The following is a 17,148-nucleotide window of genomic DNA, read 5'->3' on the forward strand; positions in this document are numbered from 1 at the left end:
AAATGGCAAAACGTATTTTTGAAGTCTACCGCTACGACCCGGACAAGGATGCCGCGCCGCGCATGCAGACGTACGAGCTCGAGCTTCAGCACGAGCGGATGCTGCTCGACGCGCTGGTGAAGCTGAAGGCCGTCGACGAGACGCTGTCGTTCCGCCGCTCGTGCCGCGAAGGCGTGTGCGGTTCGGACGCGATGAACATCAACGGCAAGAACGGCCTCGCGTGCCTGACGAACCTGAACGATCTGCCGCAGAAGATCGTGCTGCGTCCGCTGCCGGGCCTGCCCGTCGTGCGCGACCTGATCGTCGACATGACGCACTTCTTCAACCAGTATCACTCGATCAAGCCGTACCTGATCAACGACGCGCCGCCGCCCGAGAAGGAGCGCCTGCAGTCGCCGCAGGAGCGCGACGAGCTCGACGGCGTGTACGAGTGCATTCTGTGCGCGAGCTGCTCGACGTCGTGCCCGAGCTTCTGGTGGAATCCGGACAAGTTCGTCGGCCCGGCGGGCCTGCTGCAGGCGTACCGCTTCATCGCGGACAGCCGCGACAACGCGACCGCCGAGCGTCTCGACAACCTGGAAGATCCGTACCGTCTGTTCCGTTGCCATACGATCATGAACTGCGTCGACGTGTGCCCGAAGGGCCTGAACCCGACGAAGGCGATCGGCAAGATCAAGGAGCTGATGGTTCGCCGTGCGGTCTGATATGGGCATCGACGAATCCCACCAGTCCGACCCGCACCGCCGCGCGCGCCTTCGCTGGCGCGCGCGGCGCGGTCTGCTGGAGAACGATCTGATTTTCGAGCGTTTCTTCGGCAGATACGAGCATGACCTCACTGATGCAGACGTGGGCGCGCTGTCGCGCCTGCTCGATCTGAGCGACAACGACCTGATGGACTTGCTGCTGACCAGCAAGGCACCGGAAGGCAACCTTGACAGCCCGGACGTGCGCCGGCTGCTGGAGATGTTGCGCAGCGTCTGAGGGCGCTGCGCCCGTTATCGAATCCCCGTTTCAACATTTCGATTGAGGATGTGCCATGACCCCGTCCGATGTAAAAGCCACGCTATCGTTCAGCGACAATTCGCCGAGCGTCGAACTGCCGATCTACCAGGGCTCGATGGGCCCCGACGTGATCGACATCCGCAAGCTGTACGGCCAGACCGGCAAGTTCACGTATGACCCGGGCTTCATGTCGACGGCGGCCTGCAACTCCGCAATCACGTATATCGATGGCGACAAGGGCGAGCTGCTGTATCGCGGCTACCCGATCGACAACCTCGCGCAGAACGCCGACTTCCTCGAGACCTGCTACCTGCTGCTGAAGGGCGAGCTGCCGAACGCCGCGCAGAAGACCGAGTTCGTCGATACCGTCACGAAGCACACGATGGTGCACGAGCAGATGCAGTTCTTCTTCCGTGGCTTCCGCCGCGACGCGCACCCGATGGCGATTCTCGTCGCCGCGGTCGGCGCGCTGTCCGCGTTCTACCACGACTCGCTCGACATCAACGACCCGCGTCACCGCGACGTGTCGGCGATCCGCATGATCGCGAAGCTGCCGACGCTCGTCGCGATGGCGTACAAGTACAGCATCGGCCAGCCGTTCGTGTATCCGCGCAACGAGCTGTCGTATAGCGCGAACTTCATGCGCATGATGTTCGCGAACCCGTGCGAGGAGTACAAGGTCAACGACGTGCTCGTGCGCGCGCTCGACCGCATCCTGATCCTGCACGCGGACCACGAGCAGAACGCGTCGACGTCGACCGTGCGTCTCGCCGGCTCGTCGGGCGCGAACCCGTTCGCGTGTATCGCGGCCGGCATCGCGTGTCTGTGGGGCCCGGCGCACGGCGGCGCGAACGAAGCCGCGCTGAACATGCTCGAGCAGATCGGCTCGCCGGACAACATCCCCGAGTTCATCAAGCAGGTGAAGGACAAGAACTCGGGCGTGAAGCTGATGGGCTTCGGCCACCGCGTGTACAAGAACTACGACCCGCGCGCGAAGCTGATGCGCGAGACGTGCTACGAAGTGCTGACCGAACTCGGCCTGCACGACGATCCGCTGTTCAAGCTCGCGATGCAGCTCGAGAAGATCGCGCTCGAAGACGAATACTTCGTGTCGCGCAAGCTGTACCCGAACGTCGACTTCTACTCGGGCATCGTCCAGCGCGCGCTCGGCATCCCGACGTCGATGTTCACCTGCATCTTCGCGATGGCGCGTACCGTCGGCTGGATCGCGCAGTGGAACGAAATGATCGCGGATCCGGAGCAGAAGATCGGCCGTCCGCGTCAGCTCTTCGTCGGCGATACGCCGCGCGAAGCGAAGCCGCTCTCGGCACGCTGAGCATCGTCCGGCCGCGCGCGGCCGGATCGCCTCCTTCGAACGCCCCGACGGGTCAGCCCGTCGGGGCGTTCCGCTTTGTGCGACCGAATCGGCGCGACCGAATCGGCTGTGCGCCGCGCCGAATTCGACCGAATCGGCTGTGCGTGCCGTCGAATTCGACGCGAATGACCGGGTGCGGCGCCAGATAATAGTTCGGAACCCGGAGCACTTGAGCCCGGAACGAAGAGGCGGCGCGGGGCCGACGAGCCCGGTGCCGGTCATGACAAAGAGAGGAGGCATTCCCATGAAATTCACCCAGGCCATCGTTCGCCGGCCCGCCGCATCGTGCGGCAACGGTCTCACGACTTCGCAGCTCGGCAAGCCCGATCACGCGAAGACGCTGCAGCAGTTCGACGCGTACTGCGCGACGCTGCGCACGCTCGGCGTCGAGGTCACCGAGCTGCCGTCGCTCGACGCGTTCCCCGATTCGCACTTCGTCGAGGACGTTGCGGTCGTCACGCCGGAATTCGCGGTGATCACGCGTCCGGGCGCGCCCGCGCGGCGCGGCGAGATCGAGTCGATCGGCGCGCCGCTCGGCGAGCATCGCGAGCTGAAGCCGATGCACGACGGCCGTCTCGACGGCGGCGACGTGATGCTGATCGGCAAGCGCTTTTTCGTCGGGCTGTCGGGCCGCACCGACGAGGCCGGCGTGCGCGCGTTCGACGAGATCGTGTCGCACTACGGCTATGACGTCGAGGCGGTGCCGATCGGCGCGAACCTGCATCTGAAGTCGTCGGTGAACTACGTCGGCGGCGACACGCTGCTCGTCTGCGACGTGCTCGCCGAGCATCCGGCGTTCCAGGCATTCCGCCGGATCGAGATCGACATGGCCGACGAGTATGCGTGCAACACGCTCGGCGTGAACGGCGCGCTGCTGACGCCGGCCGGCTATCCGCGCGTGCAGGAGCGTCTCGACGCGCTCGGGGTGCCGCTGCACGTGCTCGACACGAGCGAGTTCCGCAAGATGGACGGCGGCCTGACCTGCCTGTCGCTGCGTTTCTAACGGGGCGTTCTCCGCCACGTGCCGGTTGGCGCGCGATCCGGTTCGGCCGGATAATGCTCGCGCGCGGATGAATCGGCGGTGCTCCGCGCGGCTGGCCATGCCCCGCCCGGAGCGAACGCGGATGACGGACAAGAAGGCGCAACTCGACAAGATCGACCACCGGATTCTCGACATCCTGCGGCGCGACGGAAGGATCTCGTACCGCGAGCTGTCCGAGCGCGTGAACCTGACGCCGCGGCCGTGCCAGGCGCGCGTTCAGCGTCTCGAGGCGCTCGGCGTGATCGAGGGCTATCGGGCCGTGGTCCGTCTGCCGGACGACGAGCGCCTGATCGTCGTGCTCGCGCAGGTCGTGCTCGCCGACCACGGCCGCTCGCAAGGGCCGTTCGAGGACGAGATGCGCGCGCATCCGGCGGTGCTCGACTGCTGGCTCGTCAGCGGTGCGTTCGATTTTCTCGTGCGGCTCGCGTGCCGCGATCTCGCCGAATATCACGAGCTCGCGAACGCGTGGCTCGCGAATCCGCGGTTCCGGATCGAGAAGATCGTGACGACCACCGAGCTGCAGACGATCAAGCGCAGCGGCGTCTGACGCGCTTGCGCCGGCCGCCGATCCCGTTCATCCCCCGTCGAGCACCGAACCGCGTGGCGGAAAGCCGATTGATTTGTTTCGCATATCGAATCGACATGATTCGATCCGGGTTTCCAGAGGTGACATGATGGATGTTTTGCAAGCGACGGATGACCGAGTGGCATCCGACGAAGCGCCGACCGTGCTGAAGCGCCGGCTGCAGAGCCGGCACATCGCGATGCTCGCGATCGGCGGCGCGATCGGCACGGGGCTGTTCGTGGCGTCGGGCGCGTCGGTCGCGCAGGCCGGGCCGGGCGGCGCGATCGCCGCGTATATGCTGATCGGGCTGATGGTCTATTTCGTGATGACGAGCTTAGGCGAGATGGCCGCGCTGATGCCGGTGTCCGGCTCGTTCGCGACCTACGGCGCGAAGTACGTCGACGAAGGCTTCGGCCTCGCGCTCGGCTGGAATTACTGGTACAGCTGGGCGGTGACGATCGCGGTCGAGCTCGTCGCGGGGCAGCTCGTGATGCGCTACTGGTTTCCGGGCGTGCCGGGCGCCTATTGGGGCGCGGCGTTCCTGATCCTGATCTTCCTGCTCAACACGATGTCGGTGCGCGGCTTCGGCGAGGCCGAATACTGGTTCTCGCTGATCAAGGTCGTCACCGTGATCGCGTTCATCGCGGCCGGCGTGCTGATGCTGGCCGGCGTGCTGCATCGGGTGCCGGGCGCGGGTTTGCACAACTTCACGATCGGCGACGCGCCGTTCGTCGGCGGCATGCAGGCGATGATGAGCGTCGCGCTGATCGCCGGCTTCTCGTTCCTCGGCACCGAGCTCGTCGGCGTCGCGGCGGGCGAATCGGAAAATCCGCGCAAGACGATTCCGCGCGCGGTCAAGCAGATCTTCTGGCGCATCCTGCTGTTCTACGTGTTCGCGATCCTCGTGATCGGGCTGCTGATTCCGTACACCGATCCGAACCTGCTGAAGAGCGACGTGACCGACATCGGTGTGAGCCCGTTCACGCTGGTGTTCCAGCGCGCGGGCTTCCCGCTCGCGGCGGGCGCGATGAACGTCGTCGTGCTGACGGCCGTGCTGTCGGCCGGCAACTCCGGCACGTACGCGGCGACGCGGATGCTGTATACCCTCGCCGCCGAAGGGCGCGCGCCGAAGCTGTTCGCGAAGCTGTCGCCGGGCGGCGTGCCGCGCAATGCGCTGTACCTGACGATGGCGGTCGGCGCACTGTGCTTCCTGACTTCGCTGTCCGGCGATCAGACGATCTATCTGTGGCTGCTGAACACGGTCGGCATCACCGGCTTCATCGCGTGGCTCGGGATCGCGGTCAGCCACTACCGGTTCCGCAAGGGCTTCGTGAAGCAGGGCTACCGGCTCGACCAGTTGCCGTACCGCGCGAAATTCTTCCCGTTCGGGCCGATCTTCGCGGTCGTGCTGTGCCTCGTGATCTCGCTCGGGCAGGACTATCAGGCGTTCTTCGCGAAGCACATCGACTGGAAGGAGATCGTGTCGATCTACGTGTGGATTCCGCTGTTCGTCGCGATCTGGTTCGCGTACCGGCGTATCCGCAACAGCCGCCTGGTGCGCTACGAGGAGATGGAGATCGCGCCGTGGATGAATCGGCTTGCCGCGCGCGAGGATGCGCCGGACGATCGGCGCGCGTGACGCGGCCGTCCTGATCACGTCTGATCGCGTGGATGTGTCGAAGCCGGACCGGCGAGTGCCGCGGTCCGGCTTTTTCGTGGGCGGTCATACCCCCCCTTTCTTCGTATTCATTCAATCGACTCGGCAGCGACACGTGCGCGTCCTTGGATCGTCACACCCGGCCGGTATGTTTTCGTAACGCGCGGTAACGGGCGGTAATCGCCGAACCGGCAACGCATTGCGATGCATCGAGGTTTCCGCGCTCACGGCAAAAAGCGCGGCTTTTCCAAGGAGGGTGTGATGAAGCGAACAAATGGGTCGAGAACGAGGATCATGCGGCGTGCCGGTCTGGCCGGCGGCGGCGTCGCGCTGGTGATCGCGAGCGCGGTTTTCGCGTCCCTCGCGCAAAGCGAGACACACGAGGGGGACGATGCGTCCCGACATACGATCTCGCCGATCAAGCATGTGATCGTCATCGTCGGGGAAAACCGCACGTTCGATCAGGTCTTTGGCGCATACCAGCCTCGCACGGGGCAAACGGTATCGAACCTGCTGTCCCGGCGCATCATCAACGCGGACGGCAGCCCCGGAACGAATTTCTCCGCCGCCGCGCAATACACGGCTCAGGCGACCGATCCGTCGCACTTCCAGCTCAGCCCCGGCGGAAAAGCGCCGTACACGACGCTTCCCGCCCCCAATACCGGTTCCGCTCCCACGGCCGCGAGCGATGCGAATCCGCCGCCTTTCGCGACGCTTGCGGCGGCGCAAGCCGCTGAAAGCGATGCGCTGGAGCCGCAGGACATCGTGCATCTGACCACGGGCGCGACCGGCTTGCCGCAGAAGTCGGTCGACACGCGCTTCGGCACGAACACGTTCACGCTGCCGAACGGGCCCTATCAGATCTCGCGCGTCGGCCCGGATTACGATCAGTACATCGCGAGCCCGGTACATCGGTTCTATCAGGCATGGCAGCAGGCGGACTGCAGCGTCTCCCATGCGAGCGCCGATAATCCGAGCGGTTGCCTCGCCGATCTTTTCGCGTGGGTCGAGACGACGATCGGCGCCGGCTCCAACGGCAACGCGCAGTCCGCGACGTTCAACGACCAGACCACCGGCGAAGGCTCGACCGCGCTCGGCTTCTACAACGTGAACAACGGCAAGGACATGCCGTATTTCACCGCGCTCGCGAAGCAATACACGATCAGCGACAACTATCACCAGCCGGTGATGGGCGGTACGGGCGCGAACAGCATCATGCTGGGCACGGCCGATGCGCTTTACTTCACTGACGGCCAAGGGCATGTCGCGACCCCGCCGACCAATGAGATCGAAGATCCGCGGCCGCAATCCGGCACGAACAACTGGTACGCGCAGGACGGCTACGCGGGCGGTTCGTACAGCAACTGCTCGGATGCGAAGCAGCCGGGCGTCGACGCGATCGTCGGCTATCTCGGCACGCTGCCGTATCACCCGAACCCGAACTGCGCGGCGAGCGCCTACTACCTGCTGAACAACTACAACCCGGGCTACAACGGCGACGGCTCGGTCAATACGAGCGCGTTCACGATTCCGCCGTCGCCGGTGCGCACCATTGCCGACTCGCTGCTCGCGAAGCACATCTCGTGGAAGTATTACGGCGAAGGCTGGAATACGTTCAAGAGCTCGGACCCGAAGGTCAGCGGCGCAAGCGTCTACTGCAACATCTGCAACCCGTTCCTTTATGAAACGGCGATCATGACGAACAAGGAGGTGGTCGGGAAGCACTTCAAGGATGTGCCGGATCTCTACGACGATATTGCGGACGGCAAACTGCCGGCGGTGTCGTACGTGAAGCCGGGCGGGCTCCTCGACGGGCATCCGGCGTCGTCGAAGTACGGTCTGTACGAGGGGTTCGTGCGCAAGATCATCGACGCCGTTCAGCGCCGCCCCGAGCTGTGGAAGTCGACGGCGATCTTCATCACGAACGACGAGGGCGGTGGCTACTATGATTCCGGTTACGTTCAGCCGCTGGACTTTTTTGGCGACGGTTCCCGTATTCCGCTGATCGTCGTGTCGCCTTATTCGCAAGGCGGGCGTGTCGTGCACGAGTACGCCGACCACGTGTCGATCATCAAGTTCATCGAACGCAACTGGTCACTCGCGCCGATCACGTCGCGTAGCCGCGACAATCTGCCGAATCCGGTGCAGACGTCGCCGAATCCATATGTGCCGGTCAATGCGCCTGCGATCGGCGATTTGTTCAGCGTGTTCAGTTTCCGGCATGGGGACGATCGTCACGAGCACGGTGACGGCAACAATTAGAACGGCGGTTCCGGCCGGCCGTCGTTTTGACGGCGGTGCGTAGCCTGAAAGCGGCAGGGCTCGAAACCCTGCCGCTTTCGCTTTGCTGAATGCGCTCGAGTCATCTCCGCCTGCTCGCGAAGCGCTTTTTCGCGCCCGCGCCGCGCCGGCATGGCATCATCGCGCGGTATCGCACACACAGCGGCGACAGGAGGGAGCCGATGTATTCGCACATCTGCGTAGGCGTAAGCGACGTCGATCGCGCGTACGACTTCTATACGCAATGGTTCGGCGAACTGGGGCTGCGGCTCAGGTTCCGGCAGGCGGACTCGATCGGATGGATGCCGGAGACCGTCGATCGCCCGCTGTTCGTGATCTGCACGCCATACGACGGTAATCCGAGCGCGCCCGGCAACGGCCAGATGGCGGCGTTTCTCGCGCCGACGCGCGCGAGCGTCGACCGCTGCCATGCGCTCGCGCTGCAGGGCGGCGGCACATGCGAAGGGCCGCCCGGCCTGCGTCCGCAATACCACCCCAATTATTACGGCGCGTATTTCCGCGATCCGGACGGCAACAAGCTCTGCGTGTGCTGCCATTCGCCAGAGTGATGCTTGCCGATTCACGCAATAAATTTCAAAAATGAACGCGTGGCCGTTATGCTGAGCGCATCACTTGAGCGAGCACATGATGGCTGAACTCTTTCTGGTAAGGCATGGGCAGGCGTCGTTCGGCGCGGACAACTACGATCTGCTGTCCGCGCGCGGCGAGCAGCAGAGCGTCTGGCTCGGCGAATATTTCGCGCGGCAGGGCATCGTCTTCGATCGCGTGATCTGCGGCACGCTGCGCCGGCACGAGCAGACCGTCGACGGCATCCTGCGCGGCATGGGCCGCGCGGGCGTCGGCTACGACCAGCATCCGGGCCTGAACGAATACGACTTCAGCGGGCTGTTCGCCGCGCTCGGCGACGATCACCCGGTGGTGACGAAGATGGCCGCCGGCTCGATGCGCGATCACTACCGCGCGCTGAAGGAGATGCTGCACCTGTGGTCGCAGGACAAGATCCGCGGGCCCGTGCCCGAGACGTGGGCGCAGTTCCAGCAGCGTGTCGCCGACGCGCGCGCCGCGATCCAGAACGGCGCCGGGCAGCGCGTGCTCGCGGTGAGCTCGGGCGGCCCGATCGCGGTCACGCTGCAGCAGGCGGTCGCGGCGCCGGCGTCGAGCGCGATCGCGCTGAACCTGCAGATCCGCAACAGCAGCATCTCGCAGTATTTCTACAACGCCGAGTCGTTCCATCTCGCTTCGTTCAACGGCATTCCGCATCTGGAAGACCCCGAGCGACACGAATACCGGACCTACGGCTGACCCACGACACGGAATGATCGGGACGATGACGACCTCCGCACAGCAACTCGACGTCGCCAAGCTGGCGCGCTATCTGGAACAACACGTGCCCGGTTTCGAAGGGCCGATCGATGCGGAGAAATTCGCCGGCGGCCAGTCGAATCCGACCTTCCTGCTGACCGCGAAGAGCGGCCGCTACGTGCTGCGTCGGCAGCCGCCGGGCGAGCTGCTGAAGTCCGCGCACGCGGTCGATCGCGAATTCCGCATCCTGACCGCGCTGTCGGGGACCGCGGTGCCGGTTGCGCGCCCGTATCACCTGTGCGAAGACCGCGACGTGATCGGCAGCATGTTCTACGTGATGAGCTTCGAGGACGGGCGGATCTTCTGGAATCCTGCCTTGCCGGACCTGCCGCACGACGAGCGGGCGATCTGCTACGACGCGATGCTGCGCACGATGGCCGCGCTGCACGACGTCGACGTCGACGCGGCCGGCCTTGCCGATTACGGCCGGCCCGGCAATTACTTCGAGCGGCAGATCGGCGTGTGGACGAAGCAGTACCGCGCGGCCGAGACGGAGCGGCTCGACGCGATGGAAACGCTGATCGACTGGCTGCCGAAAGCGTGCCCGGCCGACACGGGCCGGCCGACGCTCGTGCACGGCGATTTCCGGATCGACAACGTGATGTTCGAGCACGACGGCTTTCGCGTGAAGGCGGTGCTCGACTGGGAACTGTCGACGCTCGGTAATCCGCTCGCGGATCTCGCGTATTTCTGCATGTGCCTGCGGTTGCCGTCGAGCGGCTATATCTCGGGGCTCGCGGATCAGGATCGCGCGGCGCTCGGCATTCCTGACGAAGCGCAGATCGTCGCGCGCTACTGCGAGCTGCGCGGGATCGAGCCGATCCGCGACTGGCATTTCTATCTCGCGTTCAGCTTCTTCCGGCTCGCGGCGATCCTGCAGGGCGTGAAGGCTCGCGCGCTGAAGGGGAACGCATCGAGCACGAAGGCGCTGCAGGTCGGCGAAATGGCCGGGCCGCTCGCCGAGCAGGCAGTGCGCGTGATCGACGCGCACCGCTGAACCCCGAACGGCGCGCCCCGCCGTCGACGAATTTCATCGAATACCGAATCAATTGAAGGAGCGAAACATGGCAACGAATCTGTTCGACCTGACCGGGAAGATCGCGCTCGTGACGGGCGCGAGCCGCGGGATCGGCGAGGAAATCGCGAAGCTGCTCGCCGAGCAGGGCGCGCACGTGATCGTGTCGAGCCGCAAGCTCGAGGACTGCCAGACGGTCGCCGACGAGATCGTCAAGGCGGGCGGCAAGGCCGAGGCGCTCGCGTGCCACGTCGGCAAGATGGAGGACATCGCGGCGACGTTCGAGCACATCCGCGCCAAGCATGGCCGCCTCGACATCCTCGTGAACAACGCGGCCGCGAATCCGTATTTCGGCCACATCCTCGATACCGATCTCGCCGCGTTCGAGAAGACGGTCGACGTGAACGTGCGCGGCTACTTCTTCATGTCGGTCGAGGCGGGCAAGATGATGAAGGCGCAGGGCGGCGGCGCGATCGTGAACACCGCGTCGGTGAACGCGCTGCAGCCGGGCGACAAGCAGGGCATCTATTCGATCACGAAGGCCGCGGTCGTGAACATGACGAAGGCGTTCGCGAAGGAGTGCGGGCCGTTCGGGATTCGCGTGAACGCGCTGCTGCCGGGCCTGACGAAGACGAAGTTCGCGGGTGCGCTGTTCGAGAACAAGGACATCTACGCGCGCTGGATGGAGCAGATTCCGCTGCGCCGCCACGCGGAGCCGCGCGAGATGGCGGGCACGGTGCTGTATCTGGTGTCCGACGCGTCGAGCTACACGAACGGCGAATGCATCGTCGTCGACGGCGGCATCACGATCTGAGGCTGAGATGAAACGACCCCCACACTCACTACGTTCGCTGCCCCCCGAGGGGGCGGTCAGCCTCCTTGGGGCGGCCCGGCGGAGGCTGACATGAAAATCGATAGCTATTCCGGCCAGGTCGTGATGATCACCGGCGCGGCGAGCGGCTTCGGCGCACTGCTCGCGCGCGAGCTCGCGGCGATGGGCGCGAAGCTCGCGCTCGGCGACCTGAACGCCGAAGGGCTCGAGCGCGTCGCCGCGCCGCTGCGTGACGCGGGCGCCGGCGTCGTCGCGCAGCGCTGCGACGTGAGCGTCGAGGCGGATGTCGCGTCGCTCGTCGTCGCGGCGGTGGCGCAGTTCGGCCGGCTCGACGTCGGCATCAACAACGCGGGCATCGCGCCGCCGATGAAGGCGCTGATCGACACCGAAGAGGCCGATCTCGATCTGAACTTCGCGGTCAACGCGAAGGGCGTGTTCTTCGGGATCAAGCATCAGATCCGCCAGATGCTCGCGCAGGGCGGCGGCGGCGTGATCCTGAACGTCGCGTCGATGGCCGGGCTCGGCGGCGCGCCGAAGCTCGCCGCGTACGCGGCCGCGAAGCACGCGGTCGTCGGCCTGACGAAGACGGCCGCCGTCGAATACGCGCGGCACGGGATTCGCGTGAACGCGGTATGCCCGTTCTACGCCCTCACGCCGATGGTCACCGAAGGCGACATCGGCGGCAAGCAGGATTTTCTCGCGCAGGGTTCGCCGATGAAGCGCCTCGGGCAACCGGAGGAAGTCGTCGCGACGATGCTGATGCTGTGCGCGAAGGAAAACTCGTATCTGACCGGGCAGGCCGTCGCAGTGGACGGCGGCGTCTCGGCATTCTGAACGATCGATATCGAAGGAACCGTCATGGATTTTGCTTATACCCCCAAGGTCGAAGAGCTTCGCCAGCGCGTGCGCGCGTTCATGGACGACCTGATCGTGCCGCGCATCCGTCAATGGAACGACGAAGTGCACGCGGGCCACTACCCGGTGTCGTTCATGGAGGACCTGAAGGCGCGTGCGAAGGCGCAAGGGCTGTGGAACCTGTTCCTGCCGCACCTGCACGACGGCGAGCCCGGCACGCGGCTGACGAACCTCGAATATGCGCCGCTCGCGGAGATCATGGGCCGCGTGTCGTGGGCGTCCGAGGTGTTCAACTGCAACGCGCCGGATACCGGCAACATGGAGCTGCTGCACATGTTCGCGACGCCCGAGCAGCGCGAGCAATGGCTCGTGCCGCTGTTGAACGGCGAGATCCGCTCGGCGTTCGCGATGACGGAGCCGGACGTGCCTTCGTCGGATGCGACGAACATCACGACGCGCATCGCGCGTGATGGCGGCGACTACGTGATCAACGGGCGCAAGTGGTTCATCACGAACGCCGCGCATCCGAACTGCAAGATCTTCATCGTGATGGGCAAGACCGACCCGGACGCGGAAAGCCATCAGCAGCAGAGCATGATCCTGGTGCCGCGCGACACGCCGGGCGTCGAGATCGTGCGCAACATCACGGTGATGAATCACTTCGCGCCGGAAGGGCATTGCGAGATCACGTTCAACAACGTGCGCGTGCCGGCGAGCAACCTGCTCGGCGAGGAGGGCAGCGGCTTTGCGCTCGCGCAGGCGCGTCTCGGGCCGGGGCGCATCCACCACTGCATGCGCTCGATCGGCGCGGCCGAGCTCGCGCTCGAACTGCTGCTCGATCGCGCGCAGGAGCGCAAGACGTTCGGCAAGTATCTGCATCAGCACGGCACCGTCGGCGAATGGATCGCACGCTCGCGGATCGAGATCGACCAGGCGCGCCTGCTCGTGCTGAAGGCCGCGTGGATGATCGACAAGGTCGGCGCGAAGGCCGCGCGCAAGGAAATCTCGATGATCAAGGCGGTGGTGCCGACGATGCATACGAACGTCTGCGACCGCGCGATGCAGGTGTTCGGCGCGATGGGGATCAGCCCGGACACGCCGCTCGCCGATCACTGGACCTGGGGCCGCGCGCTGCGCTACGCGGACGGTCCGGACGAGGTGCATCTGCAGTCGATCGCGCGGATGGAGCTCCAGTCGAGCACGCGCGGCGCGGCCGCCGATTACCTGACGCCGCCGGCGCGCGCGTGAGCGTGACGTGGACGGCCGCGCCGGCGAGGAGGCACGGCGATGCGCTTATCGAAGCTTGACCTGAACCTGTTCGTCGTATTCGAGGCGATCTACAACAAGCGCAACCTGACGCGCGCGGCCGAGATGCTGTGCATCACGCAGCCTGCCGTCAGCAACGCGCTTGCGCGGATGCGCCGCGCGCTGAACGATCAACTGTTCATCAGCACGCCGGCCGGGATGATGCCGACGCCGATGGCGGAGAACATCATCGGCCGCGTGCGCGAGGCACTGCAGCTGCTCGATTCGAGCGCGCACGAAGGCGACGTGTTCGAGCCGGCCGCGTCCGAGCGCGTGTTCCGCGTCAGTATGACCGACCTGACCGAGGCGCTGGTGCTGCCGGCGCTGAGCGAGGTGCTGCAGCGGCACGCGCCCGGCATGCGCGTGCGCAGCTACTACACCGACCGCAGCGAGGTGCCGACCGCGCTCGCGAACGGCTCCGTCGACATCGCGATCGACGCGCCGCTGATCGACGATCCGCATCTGCATCAGGCGCCGCTCGTGCGCGACCGCTATGCGTGCCTGATCCGTCACGACCATCCGTTCAAGGGCAACATCCTGTCGATGGCCGACTATCTTGCGATGGGGCACATCCACGTGTCGAGCCGCCGCAAGGGCGGCGGCTACGTTGACGCGGAGCTGACGCGGCTCGGGCTGCGCCGGAACGTGCAGATGCGCGTGCAGCACTACATGGTCGCGCCGCTGATCGCGATGCGCAGCGATCTCGCGCTGACGGCGCCGCTCAGGCTGCTGCAGCGCTATCCGGCGCGCGTCCTCGAGCTGCCGTTCGAGGTGCCGTACCTCGAATATCACTGCTACTGGCATCGCAGCGTCGACCGGGATCAGGGCAATCAATGGTTGCGCGAGCAACTGATGCGGCTGATGCGAGACGCGGCGGATTGACCGTGAAGCGTCCGCGCGGCGTGGCCTGACGCTGGCGCGCGGTCGGCATCGAAGCCGGGGCGGGCCGCCCGCGTCTAGCCCGCCAGAAAATCCGGCTGGTAAAAGCGATGCGCGTGGCCGGGCTGCGGATTCGTCGTGATCTCGTGCAGCAGCTCGACCGCGGCCTGGCCGAACTGCTTCGGCTCCAGATCGACCGCGAGGATCTGCGCGCTGCCGAGTTCGCCGACCGGATCGCCGGCCAGCGACGCAAGATGAAAGCCAGGTTCGTGTTTCAGCGCGAGCCGCTTCCCGAATTGCGGCAGCATCGACGCGACGCGCGCGGCGACGCCCTGCGGGCTGATCACGAGCGCGTCGACATCGCCGCCGTTCACTAGTTGCTCGACCGCGCGGAACAGCTCGTCCTCGCGCTGATTCATGGTGAGCGCGACGCGGTGCGACGTCACGCCGGCGCGCGCGCACCATGTGTCGTACGCGCGCTGCGATTCCGCGGCCCAGCCCGGCCTGCGGCTCGCTTCCATGCCGATGTAGCCGGGCCGCCGCGTCCCCTCGGACGCGAGCGCATCGAGCACGCGCGCGACGATCCGCGCATGGTCGATCTCGATCGTGCCGACCGTCAGCGTCGGCGCGAGCGCGCGGCCGCTGGGCCCCGCGAACACGATCGGGATCGACGCGTCGAGCATGCGCGCGACGACCGGATCGTCGTCCATCGCGTCGATGACGATCGCGCCGTCCACATGGAACTGCTTCGCGTCGTTCGCGTGCAGCGTGAGGTCGTTGCCGACGGCCGCCGCCGCGGCCGCCGCGCCGAACGCGAAGTGCATGTAGAACGACAGCGCGCGCGCATACGCGGGGATGTACAGCCCGAACGCGCCCATGCTGCGCCGGCGCAGCGAGCGCGCGGCCTTGTTCGACACGTAGCCCATCGCCTGCGCGGCGTCGGCCACGCGCTTGCGCGTTTCTTCCGACACGCGCCCGGACCCGATCAGCGCGTCCGATACGGTCGTTTTCGACAGGCCGAGCGCGCTTGCCAGATCCACGATGGTGACTGCTGCCATAGGTAAACCCTGATGAGATTTCGAGCCGACGGAGCTTGACATGCTATATCGGCAGGCTCATTCTCACCACCGTGCCGGAACGTTCCGGCATCGATAAATCATAGGTTTGACACGCAGTTCACAACGAACCGACTTTGGAGACTTTCATGCAGCAGGCTGCGCAACGCTCACCCGACAAGTGGCGCCGATCGGTGATCGCGTCGCTCGTGATTCTCGACTTAGTGCTGGGGCTGACGCCTCAGCTCCACTGGATCGCCGGCAACGGCACGGCGCTCGCGTCGCTCGGTTATTTCATCGGCACTTGTGTGTTCATCACGCTGACGCTCGTGGTGATGGTGGCGATCGATCCGGACGGAGGCGAGCAATGAACGCAGTGATCGGCTATGGCGGCATCGCCGCGTTCTTTCTCGTCGTGATCGGCATTCTCGAGGCGACCAAGAAGAAGAGCGCGACGTTCAGCGAATACGCGACCGCCGGGCGGTCGTTCGGCTCCTGGTTCAGTGCGATGGCGTTCCTGAACACGTGGCTGCCCGGCACCGGCTTCATCTCGTTCGCCGGCTTCGCGGCGGGCTTCGGCGTGATCAGCTTCTATTCGCTCGTCTATTCGCTGCTCGCGGTCGTGCTGATGTTCTTTCTCGCGCGGCCGGTGTACGACTGGGGCAAGCGCCACGACTTGCGCACGCAGGCGGACCTGCTCGGGCTGCGCTACGGCTCCCGCACGGTGCGCGTCGTCGCGGCGGTGATCGGGATCGTCGCGTCGTTCCCCTGGGTGATTCTCGGGATGCAGTCGCTCGCGCTCGTGTTCAAGTACCTGTCGTTCGGCCACGTCGGCGCGACCGCGGCGGTGCTGCTCGGCATCACGGTGATCGGGGTGCGCCAGATCTGGACCGCGCGCTTCGGGATGCGCGGCATCATCATCAGCGACATGGTGCAGGGGATCGTCGCGTACGTGATCGGCACGATCATCATGCTCGGCCTGCTCACGTGGCTCATCACGAACGGCCACGGTTTCGACAAGCTGCCCGCGAGCCATTACTCGCTGCCTGGCCCCGGCAGCCCGCTCGGGCCGCTGTACGTGTCGTCGCTGATCCTGACCGGCGTGCTCGGCGGATGGTGCTGGCCCGACATTTTCGTGCGCCTCTTTACCGCCAACGGCACGGCGACGATCAAGCGCTCGGCGGTGCTGGCCGCACCGCTGATGCTGATCTTCGCCACCGCGCTGACGCTGCTCGCGATGGCCGCCACGACGCTGCCCGGCGTCGACACGGCACCCGACAACGTGTGGTTCATCACGGCCGGCATCGGCGGCGTCGGTCTCGTCACGCTCGCCGGGATCTGCGTGGTCGCGGCGACGATGGGCAACATCGGCGCGAACCTGCAGGCGCTCGGCACGCAGGCCGCGAACGACATCGTCGGCGCCGCGCTCGACGTGCGCATCACCGACGTGCGCATCGGACGCATCGCGGTCGTCGCGCTGACCGTGCTCGCGGCGCTCGGCGCGTTCGCGACGGTCGGCGTCGGGTCCGGGCTGATCGTGCTCGCGTTCATCTCGTACCAGGGCATCTCGCAACTCGCGCCGACGCTGCTGCTCGGCATCTTCTGGAAGCGCGGCACGGCCGCGGCGGCCGTCGTCGCGATGGTCAGCGGGTTCGTGACCGCGATCGTGCTGCAGGTGCTCTATCCGCTGTCGATTCCATGGCTCGGCGGCGTCACGTCCGGCGTGGCCGCGCTGCTGGTCAACACGGCCGCGTACTTCGCAGTGACGTTCCTGATGCCGATGAGCGCCGCCGAGCGGGCGCGGGTCGAGCGGCTCTTCAGCCGCCAGAGCGCCGACGACGCGACGCGCGCGACGGCGCCGGCGCCGGCTGCCGCGACGCCGGCCCGCACGATTTGATGACGA

17 protein-coding genes are annotated in these 17,148 nt (G+C 66.0%); 16 read left to right on the plus strand and 1 reads right to left on the minus strand.

What is annotated here, in order from left to right:
- The first annotated feature begins 2 nt into the window (after positions 1 to 2).
- From HZI36_RS01090 to HZI36_RS01155, 14 genes are all read left to right on the plus strand, one after another.
- A complete protein-coding gene (locus HZI36_RS01090; RefSeq protein ID WP_179400760.1) occupies positions 3 to 704 on the plus strand; it encodes a succinate dehydrogenase iron-sulfur subunit in 702 nt (233 codons plus the stop codon).
- 1 nt (position 705) lies between these two features.
- Positions 706 to 981 carry an FAD assembly factor SdhE gene (locus tag HZI36_RS01095; RefSeq protein WP_179400761.1) on the plus strand — a complete coding sequence of 92 codons (276 nt, stop codon included), beginning with the start codon at positions 706 to 708 and terminating at the stop codon, positions 979 to 981.
- 55 nt (positions 982 to 1,036) lie between these two features.
- Positions 1,037 to 2,338: a citrate synthase gene (gene gltA / locus HZI36_RS01100; protein WP_179400762.1), complete on the plus strand. Its 1,302-nt coding sequence runs from the start codon at positions 1,037 to 1,039 to the stop codon at positions 2,336 to 2,338.
- A 283-nt stretch (positions 2,339 to 2,621) separates the two neighbouring features.
- Positions 2,622 to 3,380: a dimethylarginine dimethylaminohydrolase family protein gene (locus HZI36_RS01105; protein WP_179400763.1), complete on the plus strand. Its 759-nt coding sequence runs from the start codon at positions 2,622 to 2,624 to the stop codon at positions 3,378 to 3,380.
- A 121-nt stretch (positions 3,381 to 3,501) separates the two neighbouring features.
- Positions 3,502 to 3,966, plus strand: coding sequence for an Lrp/AsnC family transcriptional regulator (locus tag HZI36_RS01110; RefSeq protein ID WP_179400764.1), 465 nt, complete (start codon positions 3,502 to 3,504; stop codon positions 3,964 to 3,966).
- Between the two features lie 127 nt (positions 3,967 to 4,093).
- Complete coding sequence (locus HZI36_RS01115; protein ID WP_179400765.1) at positions 4,094 to 5,623, plus strand: amino acid permease; 1,530 nt, start codon at positions 4,094 to 4,096, stop codon at positions 5,621 to 5,623.
- 312 nt (positions 5,624 to 5,935) lie between these two features.
- Positions 5,936 to 7,903, plus strand: a complete 1,968-nt coding sequence (locus tag HZI36_RS01120) for an alkaline phosphatase family protein (RefSeq protein WP_179400766.1) — start codon at positions 5,936 to 5,938, stop codon at positions 7,901 to 7,903.
- 200 nt (positions 7,904 to 8,103) lie between these two features.
- Positions 8,104 to 8,490, plus strand: a complete 387-nt coding sequence (locus HZI36_RS01125; RefSeq protein WP_179400767.1) for a VOC family protein — start codon at positions 8,104 to 8,106, stop codon at positions 8,488 to 8,490.
- Between the two features lie 79 nt (positions 8,491 to 8,569).
- Positions 8,570 to 9,244 carry a histidine phosphatase family protein gene (locus tag HZI36_RS01130; protein WP_179401039.1) on the plus strand — a complete coding sequence of 225 codons (675 nt, stop codon included), beginning with the start codon at positions 8,570 to 8,572 and terminating at the stop codon, positions 9,242 to 9,244.
- 25 nt (positions 9,245 to 9,269) lie between these two features.
- The gene (locus tag HZI36_RS01135) at positions 9,270 to 10,301 is read left to right on the plus strand and encodes a phosphotransferase (RefSeq protein WP_179400768.1); all 1,032 of its coding nucleotides are present in this window, start codon (positions 9,270 to 9,272) and stop codon (positions 10,299 to 10,301) included.
- Positions 10,302 to 10,368: 67 nt separating this feature from the next.
- Complete coding sequence (locus HZI36_RS01140; protein WP_179400769.1) at positions 10,369 to 11,133, plus strand: SDR family oxidoreductase; 765 nt, start codon at positions 10,369 to 10,371, stop codon at positions 11,131 to 11,133.
- A 90-nt stretch (positions 11,134 to 11,223) separates the two neighbouring features.
- On the plus strand, positions 11,224 to 11,985 hold the full coding sequence (locus HZI36_RS01145; protein ID WP_179400770.1) for an SDR family NAD(P)-dependent oxidoreductase: 762 nt from the start codon (positions 11,224 to 11,226) through the stop codon (positions 11,983 to 11,985).
- Between the two features lie 24 nt (positions 11,986 to 12,009).
- Entirely contained in the window at positions 12,010 to 13,254 is a 1,245-nt protein-coding gene (locus tag HZI36_RS01150; RefSeq protein WP_179400771.1) for an acyl-CoA dehydrogenase family protein, read from the plus strand.
- Positions 13,255 to 13,293: 39 nt separating this feature from the next.
- Positions 13,294 to 14,193 carry a LysR family transcriptional regulator gene (locus tag HZI36_RS01155; protein WP_179400772.1) on the plus strand — a complete coding sequence of 300 codons (900 nt, stop codon included), beginning with the start codon at positions 13,294 to 13,296 and terminating at the stop codon, positions 14,191 to 14,193.
- A gap of 74 nt (positions 14,194 to 14,267) precedes the next feature.
- Here the strand turns inward: HZI36_RS01155 and HZI36_RS01160 are convergent, their stop codons facing one another.
- The gene (locus HZI36_RS01160; protein WP_179400773.1) at positions 14,268 to 15,248 is read right to left on the minus strand and encodes a LacI family DNA-binding transcriptional regulator; all 981 of its coding nucleotides are present in this window, start codon (positions 15,246 to 15,248) and stop codon (positions 14,268 to 14,270) included.
- 146 nt (positions 15,249 to 15,394) lie between these two features.
- On the opposite strand from HZI36_RS01160, the gene HZI36_RS01165 reads away from it, so the two are divergent.
- Complete coding sequence (locus HZI36_RS01165) at positions 15,395 to 15,616, plus strand: hypothetical protein (protein ID WP_179400774.1); 222 nt, start codon at positions 15,395 to 15,397, stop codon at positions 15,614 to 15,616.
- Complete coding sequence (locus tag HZI36_RS01170) at positions 15,613 to 17,142, plus strand: sodium:solute symporter family protein (protein WP_179400775.1); 1,530 nt, start codon at positions 15,613 to 15,615, stop codon at positions 17,140 to 17,142. The genes HZI36_RS01165 and HZI36_RS01170 overlap by 4 nt, the downstream gene beginning before the upstream one ends.
- Positions 17,143 to 17,148 lie beyond the last annotated feature (6 nt).

This window comes from Burkholderia guangdongensis, assembly GCF_013403875.1.
GTDB lineage: Bacteria > Pseudomonadota > Gammaproteobacteria > Burkholderiales > Burkholderiaceae > Burkholderia > Burkholderia guangdongensis.